Annotated in this window: 21 protein-coding genes and 1 pseudogene; 7 read left to right on the forward strand and 15 right to left on the reverse strand. The window is 69.0% G+C overall.

Annotated features, from left to right (window positions below; genetic code table 11):
• Positions 1-81 precede the first annotated feature (81 nt).
• Positions 82-1,335: a serine hydrolase gene (locus tag AB0J16_RS51440; RefSeq protein ID WP_358554008.1), complete on the reverse strand. Its 1,254-nt coding sequence runs from the start codon at positions 1,333-1,335 to the stop codon at positions 82-84.
• A 35-nt stretch (positions 1,336-1,370) separates the two neighbouring features.
• Positions 1,371-2,657, reverse strand: coding sequence for an alpha/beta fold hydrolase (locus AB0J16_RS51445; RefSeq protein ID WP_358554011.1), 1,287 nt, complete (start codon positions 2,655-2,657; stop codon positions 1,371-1,373).
• Positions 2,658-2,717: 60 nt separating this feature from the next.
• Here AB0J16_RS51445 and AB0J16_RS51450 point away from each other — a divergent pair, with 60 nt between their 5' ends.
• Both AB0J16_RS51450 and AB0J16_RS51455 read left to right on the forward strand, forming a co-directional pair.
• On the forward strand, positions 2,718-3,263 hold the full coding sequence (locus tag AB0J16_RS51450) for a helix-turn-helix domain-containing protein (protein WP_358554014.1): 546 nt from the start codon (positions 2,718-2,720) through the stop codon (positions 3,261-3,263).
• Between the two features lie 49 nt (positions 3,264-3,312).
• Positions 3,313-3,777: an NUDIX domain-containing protein gene (locus tag AB0J16_RS51455; RefSeq protein ID WP_358554016.1), complete on the forward strand. Its 465-nt coding sequence runs from the start codon at positions 3,313-3,315 to the stop codon at positions 3,775-3,777.
• Positions 3,778-3,829: 52 nt separating this feature from the next.
• Here AB0J16_RS51455 and htpX read toward each other — a convergent pair whose 3' ends face one another.
• The 7 genes and pseudogenes from htpX to AB0J16_RS51490 form a co-directional block, all read right to left on the reverse strand.
• Positions 3,830-4,681, reverse strand: a complete 852-nt coding sequence (gene htpX / locus AB0J16_RS51460; protein ID WP_358554019.1) for a zinc metalloprotease HtpX — start codon at positions 4,679-4,681, stop codon at positions 3,830-3,832.
• Positions 4,682-4,951: 270 nt separating this feature from the next.
• Positions 4,952-6,583: an NADH-quinone oxidoreductase subunit N gene (locus AB0J16_RS51465; RefSeq protein WP_358554021.1), complete on the reverse strand. Its 1,632-nt coding sequence runs from the start codon at positions 6,581-6,583 to the stop codon at positions 4,952-4,954.
• Positions 6,580-8,379 carry an NADH-quinone oxidoreductase subunit M gene (locus AB0J16_RS51470; RefSeq protein WP_358554187.1) on the reverse strand — a complete coding sequence of 600 codons (1,800 nt, stop codon included), beginning with the start codon at positions 8,377-8,379 and terminating at the stop codon, positions 6,580-6,582. The genes AB0J16_RS51465 and AB0J16_RS51470 overlap by 4 nt, the downstream gene beginning before the upstream one ends.
• The gene (locus AB0J16_RS51475; RefSeq protein WP_358554024.1) at positions 8,379-10,286 is read right to left on the reverse strand and encodes an NADH-quinone oxidoreductase subunit L; all 1,908 of its coding nucleotides are present in this window, start codon (positions 10,284-10,286) and stop codon (positions 8,379-8,381) included. The genes AB0J16_RS51470 and AB0J16_RS51475 overlap by 1 nt, the downstream gene beginning before the upstream one ends.
• A gap of 275 nt (positions 10,287-10,561) precedes the next feature.
• Positions 10,562-10,846, reverse strand: a pseudogene (gene nuoK, locus AB0J16_RS51480) (NADH-quinone oxidoreductase subunit NuoK); the annotation flags it as partial.
• Positions 10,846-11,409, reverse strand: a complete 564-nt coding sequence (locus AB0J16_RS51485; protein WP_358554027.1) for an NADH-quinone oxidoreductase subunit J — start codon at positions 11,407-11,409, stop codon at positions 10,846-10,848. The pseudogene nuoK and the gene AB0J16_RS51485, both read right to left, overlap by 1 nt.
• Entirely contained in the window at positions 11,406-12,320 is a 915-nt protein-coding gene (locus tag AB0J16_RS51490) for a 4Fe-4S binding protein (protein ID WP_358554030.1), read from the reverse strand. Before AB0J16_RS51490 ends, AB0J16_RS51485 begins: the two co-directional genes overlap by 4 nt.
• Before the next feature lie 208 nt (positions 12,321-12,528).
• Between AB0J16_RS51490 and AB0J16_RS51495 the strand changes: the two genes are divergently transcribed.
• Complete coding sequence (locus AB0J16_RS51495; protein ID WP_358554033.1) at positions 12,529-13,728, forward strand: serine/threonine-protein kinase; 1,200 nt, start codon at positions 12,529-12,531, stop codon at positions 13,726-13,728.
• An 82-nt stretch (positions 13,729-13,810) separates the two neighbouring features.
• Here AB0J16_RS51495 and AB0J16_RS51500 read toward each other — a convergent pair whose 3' ends face one another.
• Positions 13,811-14,764 (reverse strand): zinc-binding dehydrogenase, encoded by a 954-nt coding sequence (locus AB0J16_RS51500; protein WP_358554036.1) that lies wholly within the window; start codon positions 14,762-14,764, stop codon positions 13,811-13,813.
• 84 nt (positions 14,765-14,848) lie between these two features.
• Between AB0J16_RS51500 and AB0J16_RS51505 the strand changes: the two genes are divergently transcribed.
• Positions 14,849-15,445 (forward strand): helix-turn-helix domain-containing protein, encoded by a 597-nt coding sequence (locus AB0J16_RS51505; RefSeq protein ID WP_358554038.1) that lies wholly within the window; start codon positions 14,849-14,851, stop codon positions 15,443-15,445.
• A 177-nt stretch (positions 15,446-15,622) separates the two neighbouring features.
• On the opposite strand, the gene AB0J16_RS51510 is transcribed toward AB0J16_RS51505, so the two are convergent.
• From AB0J16_RS51510 to ndhC, 5 genes are all read right to left on the reverse strand, one after another.
• Positions 15,623-16,591, reverse strand: coding sequence for a hypothetical protein (locus AB0J16_RS51510; RefSeq protein WP_358554041.1), 969 nt, complete (start codon positions 16,589-16,591; stop codon positions 15,623-15,625).
• A gap of 119 nt (positions 16,592-16,710) precedes the next feature.
• Positions 16,711-17,652 (reverse strand): complex I subunit 1 family protein, encoded by a 942-nt coding sequence (locus AB0J16_RS51515; protein WP_358554044.1) that lies wholly within the window; start codon positions 17,650-17,652, stop codon positions 16,711-16,713.
• Positions 17,645-18,178 carry an NADH-quinone oxidoreductase subunit C gene (locus AB0J16_RS51520; RefSeq protein WP_357954879.1) on the reverse strand — a complete coding sequence of 178 codons (534 nt, stop codon included), beginning with the start codon at positions 18,176-18,178 and terminating at the stop codon, positions 17,645-17,647. The genes AB0J16_RS51515 and AB0J16_RS51520 overlap by 8 nt, the downstream gene beginning before the upstream one ends.
• A complete protein-coding gene (locus tag AB0J16_RS51525) occupies positions 18,175-18,675 on the reverse strand; it encodes an NADH-quinone oxidoreductase subunit B family protein (RefSeq protein WP_358554190.1) in 501 nt (166 codons plus the stop codon). Before AB0J16_RS51525 ends, AB0J16_RS51520 begins: the two co-directional genes overlap by 4 nt.
• Before the next feature lie 130 nt (positions 18,676-18,805).
• Positions 18,806-19,177: an NADH-quinone oxidoreductase subunit A gene (ndhC, locus tag AB0J16_RS51530; RefSeq protein ID WP_358554047.1), complete on the reverse strand. Its 372-nt coding sequence runs from the start codon at positions 19,175-19,177 to the stop codon at positions 18,806-18,808.
• Positions 19,178-19,262: 85 nt separating this feature from the next.
• On the opposite strand from ndhC, the gene AB0J16_RS51535 reads away from it, so the two are divergent.
• The 3 genes from AB0J16_RS51535 to AB0J16_RS51545 all read left to right on the forward strand — a co-directional run bounded on the left by AB0J16_RS51535 (position 19,263) and on the right by AB0J16_RS51545 (position 23,876).
• Positions 19,263-20,747 (forward strand): polysaccharide deacetylase family protein, encoded by a 1,485-nt coding sequence (locus AB0J16_RS51535; protein WP_358554050.1) that lies wholly within the window; start codon positions 19,263-19,265, stop codon positions 20,745-20,747.
• A gap of 245 nt (positions 20,748-20,992) precedes the next feature.
• Positions 20,993-22,837 carry a 2-oxoacid:acceptor oxidoreductase subunit alpha gene (locus tag AB0J16_RS51540; RefSeq protein WP_358554053.1) on the forward strand — a complete coding sequence of 615 codons (1,845 nt, stop codon included), beginning with the start codon at positions 20,993-20,995 and terminating at the stop codon, positions 22,835-22,837.
• Complete coding sequence (locus AB0J16_RS51545; RefSeq protein ID WP_358554056.1) at positions 22,830-23,876, forward strand: 2-oxoacid:ferredoxin oxidoreductase subunit beta; 1,047 nt, start codon at positions 22,830-22,832, stop codon at positions 23,874-23,876. The genes AB0J16_RS51540 and AB0J16_RS51545 overlap by 8 nt, the downstream gene beginning before the upstream one ends.
• The last annotated feature ends 33 nt before the right edge of the window (positions 23,877-23,909 follow it).

The following is a 23,909-nucleotide window of genomic DNA, read 5'->3' on the forward strand; positions in this document are numbered from 1 at the left end:
CCGCGACCGCTCCGCGCGGCTGACTCGGCTCCCGGCTCACTGGCCTACCTGCGCTACGTGCGGCCCGTGCTACTCAGTGATTCACCGTGCCAAGGACAGGAGGTGGAACGCGCCTCGGATGATGGACTGGCCTTTGGTCGCCATCTCCATCGTGTCGGGCGCGGTGGTGGGGTCGGACACCATGAGGCTGGTGGCCAGAGCGCGGCCGTCGGCCGTGCGGGCGAGGTAGTGCATGGTCACGACGCCGGGTTCGCTGCCGCCCTTGTACCAAACTGCCGGGAACCGGGCCGCGTCCAGGTTGAGCCCGTCGTCGTTGAGTGACAGCGCGTGGTGGATCTCGGGCTGGTCGAGCCGCAGCAGCCCCGCGTACGCGTGGCAGATGTCGGCCGGCGAGGCGAACCATTCGATCTGGTCGATGTTGTTCGGTTGGGGCCAGGTCTTTCGTACGTCAGGCAGAGGCTGCCCTTCCAGTTCCCGTAACGCGGCGGCGCGCTCGTGTCGCGGCAGGGCCAGGTACTGCTGTGCCCGAGCCGCATCCGGGGCGGCCTTGAGCTGGAAGAGCGCCTTGGTGGTGAGGAACGGGATGTTCTCCTGGGGCTGCCGGTGGCCGAACAGCGACAGCTGGCGCACCACCGCGTCCCTGCCCAGGTGGTGGATCAGGTGGTCGGTGGCGGTGTTGTCGCTGATCGAGATCATGTGGTCGGCGAACGCCGCCAGCGGGAGGGTGGTGCCGGCCGGGCGGTCCTGCAGTGTGCCCGAGGGCAGGCTCTTCCAGTCCTCGCGGATCGCCAGCTCTTCGTCCCACGCGGCTCGCTTCTCTGCGACGGCTTGGGCGAGCGCGCCCAGTACGTACAGCTTGAACGCCGAGCCGATCGGCCGTCGCGTGTCGGCGGCGAGGCCGTGGGCGATCCGGCACTGTCCGTCCGGCCCGATCTCCGCGGCGGCGAAGGACACGCGTGTTCCCAGCTCAGCCAGCCGCGTGTCGATCTGCGTCCACGAGGTCGGCTCGCCTTCGTCCGGGGTCAGGCGGAGGTTGTCCACGAGCCCTGCCCCGTCCACATGCACCGTGAGGAGGTAGCCGGCAGCATGACCACGCACCTCCGCCTGGGCCAGATCCGGTCGCGTCGTGAGGATCTTGCCTGCCGCCAGCCTGCCCACCCCGGCCAGTGCGGCGTTGAGTCCCTCCGGCCCGCCGCTCGCGTCCAGCAGGGCCGGTGCCAGGCGCTGACGGATCTCACTGTCCGGCAGCGGGGCTCGGGCTGACGCGCCCAGCAGCCAGTTCAGCTGTTCTTCAGCGGTCTTGGAGGAAGCGTCCGCTGCGGTTTCTCCGATCATTGCCGTGCCCCTCGGTCAAATGTGAGTCGGTGTGGTCAGCGCGTGAGGCCGGAGACCAGTCGGGCGATCTTCCCCTGTCGGGGTGCCAACCAGTCGGCGATGTCGGCGATCACGGCCGCGTCGACGTGCTGGGGCGACTCGTAGTCCGCGGGAGAGGACGGGCCTGAGCCGGAGAAGAACAGGTGGTTGTCGGCGTCGTGGACGCGGATCGTGACGTCCGCCCGGTGGGCAAGACCTGCCTGCCAGCGGGCGAGGTCGTCGGCGACGGTCACCTGGTAGTCGCGGCCGCCCTGCAGGATGAGCATCGGCTTGTCCAGCGCCGCCGCGGTCGCCACCGGGTCATAGCCGCGCAGATCCAGCCAGTACGCCCCCGAAAAGCCGAACGGCAGCTCGGCGGCGGGCGTGTCGGGCGACAGGTCGGGGCTGTCGACCATCGCGGCCTGCCGCGTGATCATCTCGACGGCGGCCTGCGCGCCGGGATCCAGGGAGGCGAGGTAATTGACGACGCGCACGGCGGCCTGGTGCATCGGCTGGGCGTCACCGGCCAGCAGCACCAGACCGGCCACGGAGGGCTCGGCGGCGGCGACTCGCGGGGCCACCTTGCCGCCCATGCTGTGGCCGGCGACGTACACTCTGGCGGCATCCACGTTCGAGTGGCGCTGCAGCAGGTGGATGGCGGCGACGGCGTGCGGGACGTACTCGTCGGTCATCGTGAAGTCGGACCGGCCGGCGTGGGTGTAGGTCACCTTGTCGAAGCGCAGCACCGCCACTCCACGGCTGGCCAGCCCCCAGGCCAGGTCCTTGAGCGGCTTGTTGGGGCCGCTGGTCTCGTCCCGGTCGAACGGTCCGCCGCCGCTGAGCAACACCACGCCGGGCCACGGGCCGCGCCCGCGCGGCAGGCTCAATGTCCCGGGTACAGCCAGCGCGCCGGAGCCCAGGGTGACCTCGTGCTCGTCGAAACACTTACGACGCGCGTACGGCGGCGGCGTCCATTGCTCGGTGAGCGGGGGCGCGAGCCGCAGACCGTGCAGCAGGCCGGCCTCGTCGACCGACATGACCACCGTCAACCCGCCCCGCTCGCACGTCACCGGCACGCTGACCCGGGTCAGCCCCGCCTTGACCGGCTCGCTCACCGGTGTCCCCAGCGCCGAGATCGACCCGATCCTGGAGATCAGGCCCTCCCACTCGACGCGCAGCGCCTCAGCGGACACCATCGTTCGCAGCGGCGGGGCGAATAACTGCTCGATGTCCGCGAAGTGCCCATTTCCCGCCATTTCGACGACCGCCGTGGCGGCGGCCGCCGGGCCCATTTCCACCATCATCCCGACACCAACCTTTCTACTTTTTTGCGAACGGTAGCACAACATGAGATCGTTGTTCGGATGGAATCCTTGGAGCTACTGGCACATCCGGTACGACTGCGGATCGTGCACGCGATGCGCGGCGGGCGCTCACTCACCACCACTCAGCTGTGCGCCCGGATCCCCGACGTCTCGAAGGCCATGGTCTATCGGCACGTCGACCTGCTCGCGTCCGGCGGAATCCTGGAGGTGGCCGACGAGAGGAGAGTGCGTGGCGCGGTGGAACGCCACTACCGCCTACGCCTCGACCGGGTCACCGTCGACGCCGACGCGCTCGCGGCGCTGTCGCCCGACGACCACCGGCGCGTCTTCGCCACCTCGATGGCGGTCCTGGTCGCCGAGTTCAACGCCTACCTCGACCGCGAGAACGCCGACCCGGTCGCGGATCTCGTCGGTTACCGGCAGCACGCCATCTGGCTCAACCGCGGCGAGCTGGAAGAGATGATCAATGGGCTGCGTCGCGTACTCCTGCCCCTGCTGGCTAATCAGCCGACGCCGGACCGCGCGCAATACCTGCTCAGCCCGCTCTTCTTCCCTCTCGAACAGCCATCCGGCGACTCCGAGTGAAGCACCGGCCCATCGCAAGCCGGAGAACGCCCGCATAAGCTCCAATGACGTGACGAAGATCCCCCTGCGCCGGTTCACGGCCCGTGCTCTGCCCATCAACGAACAGGGCAGGGTGCTCCTGCTCCACGGGTTCGATCCCGCCCGGCCCGATGAGCCGTTCTGGTTCACCATCGGTGGCGCCGCCGAGGACGGGGAGACGCTCCAGGAGGCCGCGCTGCGCGAGCTGCACGAGGAGGTCGGGATCCGGGTCGGGGCCGACCGGCTCACCGGTCCGTACGGCACGAGCACGATCGAGTTCTTCTTCGCCGAGTACGCCATCACCCAGGACCAGACGTTCTTCGCAATTCGGGTGGCCGAGGGCACTGACATCTCGTACGAGCACATGGAGGAGATCGAGAAGGCCACCACGCTGGGTCACCGGTGGTGGAGCCCCGAGGAACTGGAGGCCACTGACGAGGTCTTCTTCCCCGAGGACCTCGCCACCATCCTGCGCAAGATCAACTCGGCTGCTTGACGAGCATGAGGCAAATTGTCATGAGAGTGGCGGGAGCCCTCGGCGTGGCGGATTAGCGGCGGTAGCCCGCCATGCGCTCCAACCGGGCGACCCGCTCGGAAGTGGGCGGGTGCGTGGAGAACAGCCGCCCGAACCCGGACCCGCTGAACGGGTTGGCGATCATCATGTGGGAAGCCGAGGTGAGGCGGCTGTTCTCCGGCAGCGGCAGCCGGCGCGCGCCCATCTCGATCTTGCGCAGCGCCGAGGCCAGCGCCAGTGGATCGCCCGTCAGCCGAGCGCCGGACTCGTCCGCCTGGAACTCCCGCGTCCTGGAGATCGCCATCTGCACCATCCCCGCCGCCACCGGTCCGAGAACCATCATGAGCAGCGCCCCCACGAACCCGGGCCCCTCATCGTCATCCGACCCGCCGAAGAACACGGCCACGTAGCTGAGCCAAGTGATCATCGTGGCCAGCGCACCGGCTACCGACGAGACCAGGATGTCTCGGTTGTACACGTGGGACAGCTCGTGGCCAAGGACTCCGCGCATCTCGTCCGGGTTGAGCAGTTGCGTGAGCCCGTACGTCACGCAGACCGCCGCCTGGCGCGGGCTCCGTCCTGTCGCGAAGGCGTTCGGTTGCACAGTGGGCGAGATGTACAAGCGCGGCATCGGCTGCCGGGCTTCGTTGGACAGCTCCCGTACGATCCGGTAGAGCATGGGCTGCTCGACCTCGCTGACCTGCCGCGCCCGCATCGCCGACAGGGCGATCCGGTCGGAGAAGAAGTAGGCGATACCGCTGCTCGCCATGGCGAGCACGAACGCGAACTGCAGCCCGGTGCCGCCGCCCAGCCACCCTCCCACCGCGAGTATCAACGCAGATAGGCCGCCCAGCAGAATGGCGGTGCGCAGACCGTTGTGGTGCAAGGTTCCCCCCTTCGCGGTGTGGGTTCACCTGGTCCAACGACGATGCCCCGGCTCATCGTTCCCTGTGGTGCCCAACGCAGGGCACAGCGCGACCGAACCGCCTGCTCAGAGCGCCAGAACCACGCCCCATCCACCTACTCGTCCGGAGGGAGACGCACCCCATCCGCTAGCTCAGAGCGTCAGAACCACGCCCCATCCACCAGCCCTTCCGGAGGGAGACGCACCCCATCCGCTGGCTCACCCGGAGTCGGATGTGCCTCATCCGCCTGCTCACCCGGAGGCGGACAGCGACGTCATCCCCAGCACCAGCTGCGGTGCGACCGAGAACAGCAGTGCCACCACCACAGCGATCCCGACCGCCACCCAGGCGGCGGGAAGCGCCCGGCGGACCCCGGCGGGCACGGGTTCGGCCGGGGTGAACAGCCGGGCCGTCCAGACCACGTAGTAGTACAGACCGATCACGGTGTTGACGGCCATGACCACCGCGAGCCACCCGGCCCCACCCTCGATGATCTCCCGGAACACCACCACCTTGGCGAACAGCCCCGCCAACCCCGGCGGCAGACCCGCCAGGCAGATCAAGCAGAACGCCAGCGCGATCGCCGCCACCGGACTGCGGAAGGCGAGGCCACGGTAGTCGTCCAGCTCGTTGCGCGCGGTCGTCCGCGATATCAGCATGACGACCGCGAAGGCGCCCAGATTCATGGCCGCGTAGATGACGAGGTACGCCATCGACGCCCCGACCGCCCCGGCGACATCACTGGCAGTGTCAGCCGCACCCGCCGCACCGACGGTAAGGCCGGGAGCGCTGGCCATTGCCCCAGTCTGGGCCGTCACCGCGAGCGGGGCCAGGATGTAGCCGGACTGGGCGACCGAGGACCAGGCCAGCAGGCGTACGGCGGAGCGTTGGCGCATGGCCAGGAGGTTGCCGACCGTCATGGTGAGCGCCGCGATGACCGCGATGATGGGCGACCAGGTCGACGCCTGGCCGGGCAACGCCGTGACCAGAACGAGGATCAGGCCCGCGAACCCGGCCGCCTTCGAGATCACCGAGAGCAGCGCGGCGACCGGGATCGGCGCGCCCTGGTAGACATCCGCCGCCCAGGCGTGGAACGGCACCACAGCGATCTTGAACGCGAAGCCCGCCACGACGAGCACCAGCCCGACCGTGACCACGCCCGGTAGCCCGTGACCGGCCGCCAGCAGCGACGAGTATGTCTCCGGCGCCCCCATACCCGGCGCGGGGGTCTTCCCGCTGAACACCGAGGCGAGACGGGAGAGATAGACCGTCCCCGCGATCCCGTACAGCAGCGAGACCCCCAACAGCATCACGGCCGTCGACACGACCGAGACCAGGAAAAGCTTGACCGCCGCCTCGGAGGAGCGCCCGTCGTAGCGTTTGAGCGCGGTGAGGGCGAAGACCGGTAGCGAGACCAGCTCCAGTGCCACCACCAGCATGATCAGGTCACGCGAGGCAGGCAGGGTCACCGCGCCGACCAGCGTACAGAGCAGCAGGAAATACCACTCACCCGCCGGAATGCCGCCCCCGGCCAGCTGGGTCATCGACATCAGCACGACCACGACGCCCGCGACCAGCACCAGCCCGGCGAAGATCAGCGTGAACCGGTCGACCACGAACGAGCACGCCGGCTCACTCCCGGGGCCCGCCGCGGTGGCGAGGCTGTCGGGAACGCAGAAGGTCGCCCGTGCGCCGCCACCGCGTACGGCCTGCGCCACGACGAACCCCAGGGCGACGACGACGCCCGCGAGACTGACCAGACCGAGCCCGGTCCTGGTACGTCCCCCGCTGGGGAGGAACGCGTCGAGCATCAGCACGAGCCCGGCCACCAGCGCGAGGACCAGCGGCACCGCGATGACCGAGTAGTCGATCTGCTGGATCATGACAGGGCCCCCAGCAGGGTCTGTACGGCAGGTGTGGTGAGCGAGAGGAGCAGTTTCGGCCAGAGCCCGAACAGCAGGATCAGCACGATCAACGGCACCCAGGCGGCGAACTCGTAGCCCTGGATGTCCCGCAACACCCGCCCACCGACGCCACCCTCGCCCTTGATCGCCCCCGCGACCCGCTCACTATCGGGCGACTCGCCTGCCCACGCGGCCTGCTCGCTGTCCGGCGACCCGCCCGGCCACGCAGCCTGCTCACTGACGGGCAACTCGCCCGGCCACGCAGCCCGCTCACTGTCGGGCGACTCACCCGCCCACCCAGACCACTCACTGTCCGGCAACGCAGACGCGTCGGATGGCCAGCCGCCCACGCCAGAAGCGCCCGAGCGGGCGGCGGCCGGGACCGCCTGGGCGCGTTCGGGGCGCCCGTGTGTCACGCGGGACAGCATGACGAGGAAGTACGCCGCCGTCAGAACCGCGCCCAGCCCGCCGATCACCATGAACGTCAGGAACAGCCCCCGAGGCAGTCCGGCCGCCGGCTGGAAAGCGCCGAAGAGGGACAGCATCTCCCCCCAGAACCCGGCCAGCCCCGGCACCCCGAGCGAGGCGATGGCCGCGAAGGTCAGCACCGACCCCAGGTGGGGAAGTGTGGCCAGCATGCCGCCGCCGAGTGCGCGCATGTCGGCCGTGCCGTAGCGCTCCTTGATCGCGCCGGCGAGGAAGAACAGCAGGCCGGTGATGAGGCCGTGGGCGACGTTCGCGAACAGGGCGCCGTTGATGCCCACGGTGGTCAGCGTGGCGAAGCCCAGCAGGACGAAGCCCATATGGCCCACGGAGGAGTAGGCGATCATACGCTTGAGATCGCGCTGCGCGAGACAGGCCAGGGCCCCATAGACGATGCCGACCACGGCGAACGCCCCCAGCCACGGCGCCACCGCGGTCGCCCCTTCGGGCAGGACGGGGATGGCGATCCTGGCGAAGCCGTACGTGCCCATCTTCAGTAGCACGCCGGCCAGCAGCACCGAGCCGACAGTGGGCGCCTCGGTGTGCGCGTCGGGGAGCCAGGTGTGCAGTGGCCACATGGGCGTCTTGACCGCCAGCCCGACGCCGATCGCCACGAACGCGAGGATCTGTACGGCCCTGGGCATGCCCGCGCCGTGTGCCTGGCCCAGGGCGACGATGTCGAGTGTGCCGGTGCGCGCCCAGACGAGCAGCAGGCCGAGCAGCATCACGACCGAGCCCAGCAACGTGTAGAGGATGAACTTGATCGACGCGCTCCGCCGGCCCTTGCCGCCCCAGATGGCGATCAGGAAGTACATCGGGATCAGCACGATCTCGAAGAACACGAAGAACAGCAGCAGGTCGAGCGCGAGGAACGTACCGATCATGCCGACTTCGAGCACGAGCAGCGTGAACACCAGCGCCCGCGGCCGCCCACCCCCCACTCTCGGTCGCAGCAGCTGGCCGGGACCGCGCGCGTCTCCCCAGCTCAGGTAGACGAAGCAGAGGAACGTCAGGAGGGCCGTCAGCGCGATCAGCGGCAGCGAGATGCCGTCGACGGCCAGGTGGAAGTGGAGCCCCAGCCCCGAGATCCACTCCCGGTCGACGGCGAACTGCGGCCGCGCCGCCTGCCCGTAGTCGAACGTCGCCACCATCACCACGGCCAGCGCCAGCGCGACACCCGACACGACCAGCCCGTATACCCGCAGCCAGGGGCGCAACACGGCGGGCGACACCAGCAGGAGCGACGCGCCGAGCAGAGGCACCGCCAGCAGCGCCACAGGAAGCCAGCTCATCATGTGAACACCACCGCCCCCACCACGATCAGGAGGACACCGGCGAGCACGCCGCTCACATAGAGCTGGACGTTGCCGTTCTGGGCGAGCCGCAGCAGACCGGACAGCCCTCGCGCGGACCGTCCCGAGCCGCGCACCGCCCCGTCCACGACCACGTCGTCCGTCCTGACCACGAGCCTGGCCAGCGCCAGGGCAGGCCGGACGAACAGGGCGGCGTAGACGCCGTCCACGTAGAACGCCCGCTCGCACGGCACGCGCAGGGGGCCGAGCAGCCGGGCCGGGTCGGCGAGGGGGTCGCTGCGCCAGAACGCGTACACCACCCCGGCGCCGAGCAGCGCGAGCACGACGCTGACGGCCGCCACCCCGAGCTCCACATGGAGCCCACCGGCGAACCCGAGGAGCACGGCGGGAACCGAGAGAAGCACGATGGGCACGAGCATCGTGCGTGGCGCCTCGCGGATGTCGACCACGTGGGCCGTGCCGGGCTCGGGCTCGGGCAGCGCCACGACTCTCGCCTCGCCGAAGAAGGTGCGTAGCCAGGCTCTGGTCGCGTATGCCCCGGTGACGGCGACGGTCGCGAGCGCGCAGCCGTACAGCAGCAGGGCGGCGGCATCCGTCAGACCGCCGCTCGACAGCGCGCGGTCCATGGTCAGCAGGAGCTCGTCCTTGCTGAAGAAGCCGCTGGCCGGAGGCAGCCCCGCGAGGGCGGCGAACCCGATCGTCATCGTGACGAACGTGACCGGCAGCGCCCGTCTCAGCCCGCCCATCTGGCTCATCAGGTTGGAGCCGACGTGGTGGATGACCGCGCCGGCGCACAGGAACAGCAGCGCCTTGAACGCGCCGTGCGTGAGGAGGTGGAAGATCGCCGCACTGTCGGAGCCCGCCGCCAGCCCGCCGGCCATGTAGGAGAGCTGGCTGATCGTCGAGTAGGCGAGCACGCGTTTCAGGTCGTCCTGGGCGAGCGCGGCCAGGGCGGCGCCCAGCATGCCGAGGGCGGCCATGACGGCCAGCACGTCGAGCGTGGGACGGGCGCCCTGGAAGGCGGGGAAGAGCCGCGCCACGATGAAGATCCCGGCGGCCACCATGGTGGCGGCGTGGATCAGCGCGCTGATGGGGGTCGGGCCCGCCATCGCGTCGGGCAGCCAGGTGTGCAGCGGAACCTGCGCGCTCTTGCCCGCCACCCCGGCCAGCAGCAGCATGGTGGCGGTCACCATCGTGCCGGTGGACATCTCGGGCACCTTCGCCAGCACCTCCGATATCCGGAAGCTGCCCGCGGCGCCACCGAGCACGAAGATGCCGAACAGGAAGCCGACGTCGCCGAGCCGGGTGACCAGGAACGCCTTGATGGCCGCCCGCGAGTTGCTCTTGTCCTCCCACCAGTGGCCGATGAGCAGGTAGGAGCACAGGCCCATGACCTCCCAGCCCACGTAGAGGACGAGGAGGTCGCCGGCGTAGACGACCAGCAGCATCGCGCTGGTGAACAGGCTGATGAAGGCGCTGTAGGAGGGATAGCGCGGGTCGTCGTGGAGGTAGCCGACCGAATAGAGCTGTACGGCCAGCGCCACGAGGGTCACCAGGACGCCGAGGATGGCGGACAGGTCGTCGGCCTGGAGGGTCAGCGAGATCGGGACGGCGCCGGTGCCGATGGTGCCGTAGGTGCGGCCGACGGCCGGACCCGGCGTCGCGTCTTCGAGGAAGGCGAAGCCGGGTGCCCAGGCCAGCCAGAGCGCCAGGACCGCGGCGGCCGCCGTGGGCAGCACCGCGATCCACGCCGCCCGCGTGTTGGCCGCAGAGCCCCCTGAACCCGGTCTGCTTTCCGGGCGCCGATGCGGCCAGCGCGACAGCAGCAGGCCGGCGAAGGCCGCGACGAACGGCAGGACGACGGCCACGAGCGGGAAGACCGTCACGACGCGCCCCCTCGCTTGGCGGGCTCGGCTTTCGTGGCCGAGTCCCCCGCCGCCGAAGGCTCTGGTGTCGTGGTCGGATCCCCCGCCACCGCGTTCTCTCGTGTCGTGGTCGGATCCCCCGCCACCGCGGGCTCACCCAGCCGACGTGTCGGCGGGTCATCCGACGTGCTGGGATCTGCGGGATCGCCCGGCATGCCGGAGTCTGCCTGGTCGCCCGACCTACCCGCCGGGTCCGCCAGGGTGTCCGACGTGCCTGGTTCGGACAGGTCGCGAAGCTGGTCGATGTCGACCGTACGGCGGTTGCGGTAGAGGGACAGCACGATCGCGAGCCCCAGCCCGACCTCGGCGGCGGCGATCACGATGATGAACAGCGTGAGCACCTGGCCGCTGTGCAGCCGATCGCCCAGCCACACGTCGAACGCGACCAGGTTGAGGTTGACGGCGTTGAGCATCAGCTCGACCGACATCAGCACGAGGATCGTGTTGCGCCGCGCGAGCACCCCGTAGACGCCGACGGAGAAGAGGAGCGCGGAGACGACCGCCGGGTAGACGATGTGCACTAAGAACCCCCGGTCTGCTCAGGTGGCGGACCCCCGGGTATATCCGTGCGGGACAGCACGATGGCACCGATCAGCGCGGCCAGCAACAGCACCGAGAGCGCCTCGAAAGGCAGCACCCACGTGCTGAACACGCTGGCGCCCAGCTCCTTCGCCGCGCCGGCGCCGGGTCTCAGCGGTGTGTACGCCGTGCGGAAGCCGTCGATCACCACGGTGACCAGGACGGCCGCCGTCGCCACCGCCACCACGGCCGCCACCCACCGGTTGCCGCTGTCGAGATCGGCGGAGCGGCCGATCGGAGCCCGGGTCAGCATGATCCCGAACAGCAGCAGGACCACCACCGCGCCCACATAGATGAGCACCTGGACCCAGGCCACGAACTCGGCGGTCAGCACCAGGTAGCCGCCGGCGAGGGCGCCGAAGGAGACGACCAGCCAGAGGGCGGCGTGGACCAGCTGCCTGGTCGTGACGACGAGCAGCGCGGATCCGACCGCCACCGCACCCAGCAGCAAGAAGACGATCTCTTGCCCGGTGGGTGACAGATAGGAGGGCACCGCCTCGGTCACGAATCCTCCTCGGACTCCCTTGTCTTTTCCGGGTCGAGCCGCCCGGGCGGGCGGATGGATCGAGGATCGGCCATCCTGCGCCCGCGTCGGCTCGTGCCAGAAGTCTGCTCCCCGCGGCCGGGCGGCGACGACGGTTGGCCCGCGCCTGTGGAAAACTCTTCGGCAGATGGCCGACCTGTGGATGACGGGCCGGATTCAGCGCCGGATTCAGCGCCGGGAGCCGGTCCGGAGGCGGTATCTGCGGCAGGTCCGGCCGCGGTATCGGAAGCAGCGGCACTGGAAGCGGCGGCACTGGAAGCAGGGCCAGAAGCCGCTCCGGATGCGGGGCCGGAGACATGGCCAGAAGCTGTACCAGCGCGGTCCGCGGCCGGACCGCCGGCGCCAGGGCGAGCGGTGGACGGGCCCGCGGTGTCAGGGCGGTCCCCGGCCTGGCCTGCGGCTCCAGGGCGGGCGGTGGACGGGCCACGGGCCGGGCGGCGGGCAGCGGTGAGTTCCTTCGGCGGCTCGGCGCCAGGATCGTGGGCAGGAGGAGGCGCGACCGTGGGCGCCCAGGCCGCGAGCCGATCCTTCTCGTGCAGAAGGTTCCGAATGTCACCCTCGGCGTACTCGAACTCCGGCGACCAGAACAGCGCGTCGAACGGGCACACCTCGATGCAGATCCCGCAGTACATGCACAGGGCGAAGTCGATGGCGAACCGGTCGAGCACGTTCCGCTGGCGGGGACGTCCGCCCTCAGGGGCTGGGAGGGTCTCCTTGTGCGAGTCGATGTAGATGCACCAGTCGGGGCACTCGCGCGCGCAGAGCATGCAGGAGGTGCAGTTCTCCTCGACCAGGGCGATGACGCCACGGCTGCGCGGTGGGAGGGTGGGCTTGACCTCGGGATACTGCTGTGTCACGGATTTGCGCAGCATGTGACGAAGAGTGACCGATAGGCCCTTCGCGAGGCCGACTCCCGGTATCCGCGCCATATCAACATCATGTCGCACTTGACCGCGCAGGTGAACGCTCCAGGCCCGTTGTCCCCAAGTTTTCCACAGCTATCCACAGGCAGACCGGAGGTTATCCACAAGATGTGTCCACACCCGATATGTGAAAGTCCTGCGCGATAGTCTTCCCGCCATGTCGTACAGCCAGCCGCCTCGTCCCAGCGGCGGAGCGTGGGCGGCGGCCATCGTGTGGGCGGTGCTGCCGCTACTGACGTGTGGGCTGGCGACGCCGTTCACGATCGGGTTCGCGGCCTACTGGCTGCGGAGCACGTGGCACGTCGTCGCGGCGGGCTTCTATGCCATCTGCATCGGCTCGTTCTTGCTGGCGGCCGTGAGCTTCGCGGAGTTCGACGAGATCCCGGACCCGCTGTCGGGGTTGGTCTCGTTCGCGCTGGTGATCAGCTGGCTGGGCGGGGTCATCCACTCGGGCATCCTCGTGCCCAAGATGGTCAGGGCCCGCCTCAACAAACCTGTCTACCAGCCTCCCCACCAGCACCGGAGCGCTCCCCCGCCCTTCGATCTGCACCAGCGCACCACCGCCCCGAGCCAGCAGCGCCGACCGCACGAGCCCGAGTGGATCGGGCACTACCGGGTGCTCCAGCCGCTCGGGCGGGGCGGGCAGGGCGCGGTCTATCTGGCGATGGCGCCCAACGGCGTACGCGTCGCGGTCAAGGTCCTGCACGACCTCGTGGACGAGGTGGCGCGGGCCAGGTTCGCCAGGGAAGTGGACGCGGCGCGGCGGGTGGCGACGTTCTCCACGGCCCGGGTGCTCGACGTCAGCATCACGGGTCAGCACGCCTACATCGTCAGCGAATACGTCGAGGGTCCGTCGCTCGAACATCTCGTACGCAAGTACGGCCCGCGCGACGAGGACAGCCTGACCCGGCTGGCGTTATCCACAGCCGGGGCACTCGCCGCCATCCACAAGGCGGGGGTTGTCCACCGCGACTTCAAGCCGAGCAATGTGCTGATCGGATCGGACGGGCCGCGAGTGATCGACTTCGGGATCGCGCGGGCGCTCGACCAGATGACGGTGACCTCGGGCAAGATGGTCGGCACCCCGCCGTACATGTCGCCCGAGCAACTGTCCGGGGCACCGGTGGGGCCGCCGTCCGACGTGTTCAGCTGGGCTGTGACGATGATGTTCGCGGCGACGGGGCGGCCGGCGTTCGGGGAGGATACGGTGCCCGCGGTGTTCAACCGGGTGCTCACCTTCCATCCGGACCTGTCGCCGTTACCGCCCGCCCTCCGCGGCATCGCGGGCTCCTGCCTCCACAAGAGCCCCGACGACCGGCCGTCCGCGTCCGACGTCATGCTGGCCATCGTCCACTGACCCGATCCATCGGCTGGCCTGTGGAGGGGCGCTTGCTGGGCCGACTCTTACATGCGGCTTCGCCTGGCAGGCCGGAGCGGGGCTACCGGCTGGGGTCGATGACCAGTTTGCCGGTCGTACGGCGGCTGCGGAGTTCCTCGTGTACCTGCCGGATCTCCGACATCGGGTGGTCACCACCGTTGATGACGCGGAGTTCGCCGGCGGCGACCTGCGCCGTCAACTCCGCGTACGCCTTGGCAAGAGTCGCCGGTTGGGCGAAGGCGTTCATGAGCCAGAAGCCGCTGACAGTGAGGGAGCGGCGCTGGAGCGCGCGTGGCGACACTTTCTCGGGTTCCACCCGGCTGGCCATTCCGTAGAAGGCGAGTCGGCCGAAGGGGGCCAGCGCGGCGATGCTCTGGTCGGTGACAGGGCCGCCGGTCATCTCCAGGACCACGTCGACCTGCTCGCCGTGATTCGCCGCGCACAGGGCCGCGGTGAGATCTTCGGCCGCGGGGTCGACGGCGGCATCCGCGCCGAGAGACAGCGCCAGTTCACGCTTCTCCGGTGTACCGGCCGTGGCGATGACCCGGCCCGCGCCGCTCAGCTTGGCCAGTTGTACGGCCAGCGAACCGACGCCGCCCGACGCCGCGTGCACGACCACGCTCTCGCCGGATCGCACCCGGCCGGTGTGGTTGATCAGCCACCAGGCGGTCAGCCCCTGGATGAGCAGAGCGACCGCGGCGACGTCGTCGACCCCGTCGGGCACGGGGAAGGCGGCGTCCTCCCGTAGTACGGCTTTCTCGGCGTACCCACCGCTCTCGATCATGGCAGCCAGCCGTCGGCCGTCCTCTGTCCGGCCGACGACTTCGCTACCTGGCACCAGCGGCAGCGTGACCGGGGCGATGTAGGAGTTCTCGTGCAGGAGGGTGTCGGCGAAGTTCACCCCACATCGCGCCACGTGGAGGAGGGTCTGTCCGGGGCCGGGCTGGGGGTCGGGCACCTCGCGTACGGCCACTACTTCCGGGCCGCCGAACTCGGTGATCTGCACTGCCCGCATGTCATCTCATCTCTCTAGGAACTTCGTACCAGTTGGTACTGAGTACCATAATGGATCGCGTTCGGAAAGCGATAGACTGTGTTGGTGTCTCGACCGTCCCTCCGCGTACGCAAGCAGCAGCGAGCTCGTGACGAGATCGTCGCGGCCGCCTACGAGCTGTTCGCCGAACGCGGCTATGCCGACGTGACCGTCGCGGACATCGCGGAACGAGCCGAGGCTGGGCGTACGACGTTCTTTCGGTACTTCGGCGACAAGCAGGAGGTCGTTTTCGCCAACGAGCAGGAGTGGGTCGACAAGGTCGCCCGCCGACACCGTGAGCTACGCGTCGACGGGGCGCCCTCATTGCCCGAGGCGCTCGCTCTGCTGCGTGAGACCACCCTGGCCATTTGCGCCGAGGTCACGCGGGACGCGGAGCACTATGTCCAGCGCGAGCGGCTGATCGCCGACAACCCCGAGCTCAGCGACCGCGCGGCCCGCAAGCAGCGGCGCCTCGCCGAGACGCTGGGTGAGATCCTGCGCGACCAGGGCGCGACGGCCGAAACGGCCGCGCTGGCGCCGCAGATCGCGCTGGCCTGTTACAACGCCGGACGCGAGATCGCCGCCGACGACCCAGCCGCGCTCCGACCGAACGTGGCCACCGCGTTCGACCGGCTCGGCATCGCCTCGACCACAGCCCGATAGCCCGATAGCCCGATAGCCCACCGGACATCAACCAGCGCGGCACCGGGCCCACCAAGGCCCGATGCCCACAGGCAGCCCGAGCCTCCGGGATCCGACGGCAGCGACGCGGCCGATGAGGCGGCCGGTGAGACGGCCGAGGACGCCCCGATGGACCGCCTTCGGGGCCATCCGACACGATCAGGGTGTCGCGTCCCGGGAGTTGAGGGTCAGGGCGATGTACTCCTCCCGCGACACCGCATGCACAGCCAGCCTCAGCCCCTGTCGGCGCGCGAAACGGTTGGCCGCGTCGGGCAGCCAGGGCCCTGGGAGATGGTGCACAGCATCTTCCCGCTTATTCAGGATGACAAGTCCGGATAAACCGTCGTAGTGGTAGAGCAGCAAGCTCACCGCGTCCGCCAGCCCTTCACCGAGCCGTATCTTCGGGAGCTGCGCCTTACCCTGGTTGATCTGCAGTTTCTCGTTTGGCGTGACACTGAGGTACACCCCCGTAGCGGAGCCGAGGATCACGCCGCGATCAGCACGCCACCGCTGAATGCGAGCCGACACCGGACGTACGACGAGCAGCAGGGGGCTGAAGCCCACCGCCAGCCACTTGGCCTCCACGACGTCCAAGAGCATCCGGCCGACCGCCGAGATGCCGCGCCAGGCCATCCACATGCCGGTCGACGCGAGGTACACCATCGCGACCAGGCCGGCGACGCCGACGCCGATGCTCACCGGTTTGCGGTACCTGAGCAGCACCGGTGGAGGCTGGCCGTGGAGGCGACGCCAGCCGGGAGCCCGGGCGGCGAGCACGGCGCGTACCCGGTTCGAGGCGTGACTGCGGGCGTCGACCAGCGGGATGCCGGTTCTCGCCACGAGGTCGGTCAGGTGCGGGAAGTGCCATTCGCCCGGCAGGTCGAGGAGCACCAGGCCGTCTTCGTCGAGTGCGGCCAAGCCCTGGACCGCGTGGATCTTGGGCTTTCTGGACGACACGAGGAACGCCTGATCGTAGCTGTAGCAGTAGAGCCTCGCGGGTCTCAGCCGTAAGAACTGGCCGGATGCGGTGTCGGTGACCGCCAGCGCGTCGCCGTCCCACGAGATGGCGGTCTTGGGGCAGCGCGCCCCAGGATGCGCCCCCGCTACCGGTCGAAGCTGAACGTCCATGACGATCGTCCTCCCCTAGCCCCCTATTCACATAAGACGGATAAGTCGGAGGTAAAGTTTCGAGGCCCGGAAATGCCCACGTGACGGCCCAAACGACTAATACGGTGACCACAATCGCACTAAGTGAGGACCTTCACCACACCCGTGAGCGCCAGTTGCGCCAGCGCCAATGGCACCAGCACCACCCAGGCCAGCTTCTGCAGTTGGTCCTCGCGCAGCCGGGGAAAACTCACCCGCAGCCAAATCACCAAAAAGGCCAGCACGAAGACCTTGACCAGCGTCCACACCCACCCGGCCAGCAACGGTCCGTGCCAACCGCCCAAGAACAGCACCGCGGTCAGGAACGACAGCACGACGATCCCCACATACTCCGAGAGCATGAACAGGGCGAACCGCATCCCGGTGTATTCGGTCATCGGGCCCATGATGATCTCGGACTCGGCGATCGGCATGTCGAAGGGCGGGCGGCGCAGCTCGGCCAGGCCGGCCAGGAAGAACACCACGCCGCCGATGGCCTGCCATGGCAGCCACCACCACTGCCACGCCGACACGATCCCCGGAATGGACAGCGTGCCCGCCGCCATCGCGACCGAGGAGGCCGCCAGCACCAGCGGCAGCTCGTACGACATGAGCTGGGCGGCCGCCCGCATGCCGCCGAGCACCGAGTATTTGTTGGCCGACGCCCATCCCGCCATGATCGAGCCGAGCACCCCGATGCCCATCACCGCGAGTACGAAGAACAGCCCGAGGTCGAGGTCCACGCCGACCAGGCCCTGGTCGACGGGGATGGCGATCAGTACGAGCAGGTAGGGCACCAGCGCGACGCCCGGGGCGATCATGAAGATGCGCCGGTCGGCCGCGGCCGGGATGACGTCCTCCTTCTGCGCGAACTTCACCCCGTCGGCGATGAGCTGCGCCCAGCCGTGGAAGCCGCCCGCGTACATCGGCCCGAGGCGCGACTGCATGTGCGCCATGACCTTGTGCTCGGTCTGCCCGACGATCAGCGGCAGCACGAGGAACACGACGAGAATGGCGACGAAGCGCAGCACCACGTCAAGCATCGGGCGTCCCCCAGTCGGCGGGCACACCGGGCGGCAGCGTCTTGCGCCGGCTCGGCGAGCCGTGCCCCGATTCGCCCGGTTCCTTGGCTCCCGGCCAGGGCTTGGCCACCCGGGCGGCGAGGATGAAGTCCTTGCGCAGCGGATGCCCCTCGAAACCGTCGGGCAGCAGCAGCGGCACCAGGTAAGGGTGGCCGTCGAAGAGCACCCCGAACATCTCGTACGTCTCGCGCTCGTGCCAGTTGGCGCCCCGGTAGACGCCCACGGCCGAGGGCAGGCGCGGGTCGGCGCGCGGCACCCGGGTGCGGACGAGCACGCGTTCGCACGAGTCGGGGTCGTAGACGTGGGCGACCACGAAGAACCCGTCGGGCGGGTCGTCGACCCCGGTCAGCCAGTCGAAGAAGGTGTGGCCGGAGTCCCTGAGGAAGGTCAGGACCTCGATCCAGTCCGCTGTGGCGACGTCGACGGTGGTCTCACCGAAGGAGGTGGAGACCGAGACCCGCTCGCCGAACCGCTCCTCGAGCGTCACGACTCGTCCCCGCCCGACGTGCCGTGGGAGTCCTCCTGCGATCCGTGCGAGCGGGACCACACGTAGCGGTCGCTGAGCCGCTCCGCCGCGATCTTCTCCTGCAGCTTCATGATCCCGTGCAGCAGCGCCTCAGGCCTGGGCGGGCATCCGGGCACATAGACGTCCACGGGAATGATCTGATCGACGCCATTGGTGACGCAGTAGGAGTCCCAGTAGGGCCCGCCGGTGTTGGAGCAGGCACCGAAGGAGATCACGTACTTCGGGTCGGGCATCTGCTCATAGAGGCGCTTGACCGCAGGGGCCATCTTGTCGGTGACGGTGCCCGAGACGATCATCAGGTCGGCCTGGCGCGGCCCGTTGGCGAACGGGATCACCCCGAACCGGATGAAGTCGTGCCGGCTCATCGAGGTCGCGATGAACTCGATCGCGCAGCAGGCGAGCCCGAAGTTGAACACCCACAGCGAATATCGCCGCCCCCAGTTGAGCACGAAGCGCATCGGCTTGGGCGCCAAGCGCGAGATCGGCCCCACTGTGGGCATCGGGAGATCCGTGGCTGCCATACGACCATTGTCCCTCGCGATCTCCCCCAGGAGTAGAGAGTCCCCGGTTGATCGACCGAAAAACAACCTAAGTCCAGGCGAGTACGCGCTTCCGCCAGGCATAGAGGATGCCGAGCGCGATGAAGCCCAGGAAGACGAACATCTCCACAAGCGTCGTCAGCCCGTATCCCGGCGCGTCGAAGACCGTGGCCCACGGGAAGAGGAAGACGGCGTCCACGGCGAAGACCACGTACAGGTAGGTGAAGACGTAGTAGCGCACCTGCGACTGGGCCCAGCCGTCGCCGACGGGGTCGACCCCGCACTCGTACGTGGTCAGCTTCTCGGCCGTCGGCCTGGTCGGGCGCAGGAGGCGGTTGGCCAGGAGGGCCCCGGCCACGATGGCCACGCCGATCAGCAGCAGCGCGGCGACCAGTATGTAGGACCCGAAGTAGCCGTCCATGTCCTGATCGTAACCCAGTCAAAGCTCCGTCCCTATCACCCCAAAACGGGGTAAACCACGCGATCTCCCCCATAATCTGGCGGCCATGCGCAAAAAGCGATTCTTCGGCGGAATCGCGCTGCTAGTCCTCTCCGCGGCAGGTGGTGGGCTGGCAACCGCCTCCCCCGAGCCTGAGCACGAGCACGACGTCATGGTCCCCGCGGAGCCGACCATGATCGACTTCGTCGACCCGGCGACCGTGGACGGTCTGGGCACCAGAACCCTGGGCGGGGACGAGGGCGAGAACGCGGGTCGCTATGTGCACCTCACCTACCCCCGGCTGCCGGACGCCCCCCGCCTCAACGCGGCCCTGCACGGCGAGGCCGAGCGGGTGCTGCGCGGCTTCCGCGAGGCCACCAGGTTCGACGCGCCGCGCCCCCGCCCCGAGCTGAACATGGACTGGCAGCTCACCGCCGCCTCCGGCGAGATCATCGGGGTACGGCTGCGCACCGGCGAGTCCCTCGGCGACGGTTGGAGCAACTCCACCCGGACCCTCTGGTACGACCGCAAGACCGGCCAGGCGACCGGCTCGACGGGCCTGCTCGCCGGGCAGAGCGCGCTGTACGACCTCACGCGACTGGTCAGGAGCCAGCTCGCCAAGCGCGGCACCCCCACGACCGCCCACGAGCTGACGGGCGAGCAGTTCGACTCGATGGCCTTCAACCATGACGGGGACCTGGTGGTGGAGTTCGACGACTGCCAGGTCGGGCCGTGCTCCCTCGGCCGCCTGGCCGTGGCCGTGCCCGCCCGGCAGGTGGAGCCCCTGCTGTCGCCGACCGGACGGGCGGCTCAGCATGCCGTACGGACGGCCGCCGAGCAGGCGTCCGCGACCGTGCCGAAGACGGTCCCGACGCCCAGCCCCGAGGCCGCCAGCAACCAGGCGGGCTCGGTCGACTGCGCCGCGACCAAGTGCGTCGCGCTGACCTTCGACGACGGACCCGGCCCCGAGACGCCCCGGCTGCTCGACACACTGCGCGAGGAAAAGGCGCGGGCCACCTTCTTCACCATCGGCATCAACGCCGCCGCACGGCCGGACCTGGTGCGCAGGATGAGTGCCGAGGGGCATCTGGTGGCCAACCACACCTGGGCGCACCGGGACCTGACGAAGCTGCCGACCAGTAAGATCGCCGATGCGCTCGGCCGCACCCAGGACGCCATTACGGCCACCATCGGCGAGCGCCCCACGCTGTTGCGCGCGCCCTACGGAGCGGTGAACAAGGACGTCACGGACGTGGCGGGAGAGATGGGCCTGGCCATCGTCGGCTGGGACGTCGACGCAGGTGACGGGCGTGTGGACGACACCAAGACGATCACCAGCCGGGTGACCGGGCAGGTGCGGGCCGGGAGCATCGTGCTCATGCACAACGTCAACAAGACGATCGTGGACGCGGTTCCGGACATCGTCAAAAGATTGCGCGGGAAGGGTTACACCTTCGTGACTGTTCCAGAGTTGTACGGAACAGCAGGGATGCAGGCAGGACGCCTTTACCGGTCGGAGTCGGAGAGCACGTCTCATCGCCCCCAGACGTAGGCCACGCCTTGGGGGGACGTATAGTTGGCGCTCGTGACCCGAACAGTCCTCTTCGCACGGCTGCACGTAGACCTGTGCACAATCGCCGGCGGCCTGTGTCACCCCTAGTGGTTCTCCGGTAGCCCCTGATTGCCTCCGCGTTTACCCGCATTATGTGGCGAGGAAACGTGTTGAACCTCGCGAGGATCTAGCATGGAAACTGAGAACGCGCCCACAGCCACCGGCGCGTCGAGGAGGACTGAGCTGTGACGAAGCAGGTCCAGCAACTCGACCGCGTGATCATCCGATTCGCCGGGGACTCCGGTGACGGCATGCAGCTCACGGGCGACCGCTTTACCGCGGGCACCGCGGAGTTCGGCAACGACCTGTCGACGCTGCCCAACTTCCCCGCCGAGATCCGCGCCCCCGCAGGCACCCTCCCCGGTGTGTCGAGCTTCCAGCTGCATTTCGCCGACCACGACATCCTGACGCCGGGTGACGCCCCCAACGTGCTCGTCGCGATGAACCCGGCGGCGCTGAAGGCCAACCTGGGCGACCTGCCCCGTGGCGCCGACATCATCGCCAACATCGACGAGTTCACCAAGCGCAACCTGCAGAAGGTCGGCTACGCGGCCAACCCGCTGGAGGACGATTCGCTCAACGAGTGGCGCGTCCACGCGGTGGCGCTGACCTCGCTGACGGTCAAGGCGCTCGAAGGCTTCGAGCTGTCCAAGAAGGACGCCGAGCGCTCGAAGAACATGTTCGCGCTGGGCCTGCTCTCGTGGCTCTACCACCGGCCGACCGAGCACACGATCAAGTTCCTTGAGCAGAAGTTCGCCAAGAAGCCGGAGATCGCCAAGGCCAACATCGCGGCCTTCCAGGCGGGCTGGAACTACGGCGAGACCACCGAGGCGTTCTCGGTCTCCTACGAGGTGAAGCCGGCCCAGCTGGCGCCCGGTGTCTACCGCAACATCTCGGGCAACCAGGCCCTGGCCTACGGCCTCATCGCCGCGAGCGTGCAGTCGAAGCTGCCGCTGTTCCTCGGCTCCTACCCGATCACGCCGGCCAGCGACATCCTGCACGAGCTGTCCAAGCACAAGCGGTTCGGTGTCCGCACCTTCCAGGCGGAGGACGAGATCGCCGGTGTCGGCGCGGCGCTGGGCGCGGCGTTCGGCGGCGCGCTGGGTGTGACCACGACGTCGGGGCCCGGTGTGGCGCTGAAGGCCGAGACCGTCGGCCTCGCGGTCACCACGGAGCTGCCGCTGCTCATCGTCGACGTGCAGCGGGCCGGTCCGAGCACCGGCATGCCGACCAAGACCGAGCAGACCGACCTGCTGATGGCCATGTTCGGCCGCAACGGCGAGTCTCCGCTGCCGATCGTGGCGCCGATGTCGCCGAGCGACTGCTTCGACGCCGCCATCGAGGCGGCGCGGATCGCGGTCAAGTACCGCACCCCGGTCATGCTGCTGTCGGACGGCTACCTGGCCAACGGCTCCGAGCCGTGGCGCCTGCCGGAGGTGTCCGAACTACCCGACATCTCCCAGGAGTTCACCACGGCGCCGAACGGTGCCGACGGCGAGTTCCTGCCGTTCAAGCGCGACACCGACACGCTCGCCCGCCCGTGGGCCATCCCCGGCACGCCGGGCCTGGAGCACCGGATCGGCGGCATCGAGAAGGCCGACGGCACGGGCAACATCAGCTACGACCCGAACAACCACGACCTGATGGTCAGGACCCGGGCCGCCAAGATCGCCGGGGTCGACGTACCCGACCTGGAGGTCGACGACGCCGACGGCGACGCCAAGGTGCTGGTGCTGGGCTGGGGTTCGACCTACGGCCCGATCGCGGCGGCCGTACGCCGCATCAGGAAGAGCGGCGGCAAGGTCGCGCAGGCGCACCTGCGCCACCTCAACCCCCTGCCCGCCAACACCGGCGAGGTGCTCAAGAGCTACGACAAGGTGCTGCTGCCCGAGATCAACCTGGGCCAGCTCGCGCTGCTGCTGCGGGCGCGCTACCTCGTCGACATCATCAGCTACAACCGTGTGCGCGGGCTTCCGTTCAAGGCCGAGGAGCTGGCCGGAGTCATCCAGGACGTGATCGACAGTGACTGAGCTGATCAATGGGAAGGGCCTCTCGCTCGTCCCCAAGACGGACACCAAGCAGGGCCTGAAGGACTTCAAGTCCGACCAGGAGGTGCGCTGGTGCCCCGGTTGCGGTGACTACGCGATCCTGGCCGCCGTGCAGAGCTTCCTGCCGGAGCTCGGGCTCAAGCGCGAGAACATCGTGTTCGTCTCCGGGATCGGCTGCTCCTCCCGCTTCCCGTACTACCTCAACACCTACGGCTTCCACTCGATCCACGGCCGCGCGCCGGCGATCGCGACCGGGCTCGCCGCGAGCCGGCCCGACCTGTCGGTGTGGGTGATCACGGGTGACGGTGACGCGCTGTCGATCGGCGGCAACCACCTGATCCACGCGCTGCGCCGCAACGTCAACCTCAACATCCTGCTGTTCAACAACAGGATCTACGGTCTGACCAAGGGCCAGTACTCCCCCACCTCGGAAGTCGGCAAGATCACCAAGTCGACGCCGATGGGCTCGCTGGACAAGCCGTTCAACCCGATCTCGCTGGCCATCGGCGCCGAGGCGTCGTTCGTGGCCAGGACGATCGACTCCGACCGCAAGCACCTGCAGTCGGTGCTGCGCGAGGCCACCGCCCACCGCGGCACCTCGCTGGTGGAGATCTACCAGAACTGCAACATCTTCAACGACAACGCCTTCGAGCAGCTCAAGGATCCGGAGATCCGCGACGACATCACGCTGCGGCTGGAGCACGGGCAGCCGATCGTGTCGGCGTCGAAGGCGGTCGTCAGGGCGGCCAACGGCGGCATCGAGGTGGCCGACCGCGCCTCGGTGAGCGCCGAGCAGATCCTGGTGCACGACGCGCACCACCCCGACCCGTCGCTGGCCTTCGCGCTGTCGCGGCTCGACGAGCCCGCGTTCGAGCACGTGCCGATCGGCATCTTCCGCTCGATCGACCGGCCCGCGTACGACGTGGCGATGGCCGAGCAGATGGAGGAGGCCGTGGCGCAGAAGGGCCCCGGCGACCTCAGCGACTTGCTCATGGGTGGAGACACCTGGCGCATCGGCTGAAACCGTGGGGTAACGCAGCTCCTTCGCGAACCG

Source organism: Nonomuraea sp. NPDC049750 (genome assembly GCF_040659625.1).
In the GTDB taxonomy this organism is placed as follows: domain Bacteria; phylum Actinomycetota; class Actinomycetes; order Streptosporangiales; family Streptosporangiaceae; genus Nonomuraea.

What these genes read in the sequence shown, in the direction of transcription:
- AB0J16_RS51470 (WP_358554187.1), bottom strand. Translation starts at nt 8,379, where the DNA reads ATGAGCTGGCTTCCTGTGGCGCTGCTGGCGGTGCCTCTGCTCGGCGCG.
- AB0J16_RS51445 (WP_358554011.1), bottom strand. Translation starts at nt 2,657, where the DNA reads ATGATGGTGGAAATGGGCCCGGCGGCCGCCGCCACGGCGGTCGTCGAA.
- AB0J16_RS51440 (WP_358554008.1), bottom strand. Translation starts at nt 1,335, where the DNA reads ATGATCGGAGAAACCGCAGCGGACGCTTCCTCCAAGACCGCTGAAGAA.
- AB0J16_RS51500 (WP_358554036.1), bottom strand. Translation starts at nt 14,764, where the DNA reads ATGCGGGCAGTGCAGATCACCGAGTTCGGCGGCCCGGAAGTAGTGGCC.
- AB0J16_RS51465 (WP_358554021.1), bottom strand. Translation starts at nt 6,583, where the DNA reads ATGATCCAGCAGATCGACTACTCGGTCATCGCGGTGCCGCTGGTCCTC.
- AB0J16_RS51510 (WP_358554041.1), bottom strand. Translation starts at nt 16,591, where the DNA reads ATGGACGTTCAGCTTCGACCGGTAGCGGGGGCGCATCCTGGGGCGCGC.
- AB0J16_RS51450 (WP_358554014.1), top strand. Translation starts at nt 2,718, where the DNA reads ATGGAATCCTTGGAGCTACTGGCACATCCGGTACGACTGCGGATCGTG.
- ndhC (WP_358554047.1), bottom strand. Translation starts at nt 19,177, where the DNA reads ATGGACGGCTACTTCGGGTCCTACATACTGGTCGCCGCGCTGCTGCTG.
- AB0J16_RS51525 (WP_358554190.1), bottom strand. Translation starts at nt 18,675, where the DNA reads ATGCGCTTCGTGCTCAACTGGGGGCGGCGATATTCGCTGTGGGTGTTC.
- AB0J16_RS51535 (WP_358554050.1), top strand. Translation starts at nt 19,263, where the DNA reads ATGCGCAAAAAGCGATTCTTCGGCGGAATCGCGCTGCTAGTCCTCTCC.
- AB0J16_RS51495 (WP_358554033.1), top strand. Translation starts at nt 12,529, where the DNA reads ATGTCGTACAGCCAGCCGCCTCGTCCCAGCGGCGGAGCGTGGGCGGCG.
- AB0J16_RS51490 (WP_358554030.1), bottom strand. Translation starts at nt 12,320, where the DNA reads ATGCTGCGCAAATCCGTGACACAGCAGTATCCCGAGGTCAAGCCCACC.
- AB0J16_RS51515 (WP_358554044.1), bottom strand. Translation starts at nt 17,652, where the DNA reads ATGCTTGACGTGGTGCTGCGCTTCGTCGCCATTCTCGTCGTGTTCCTC.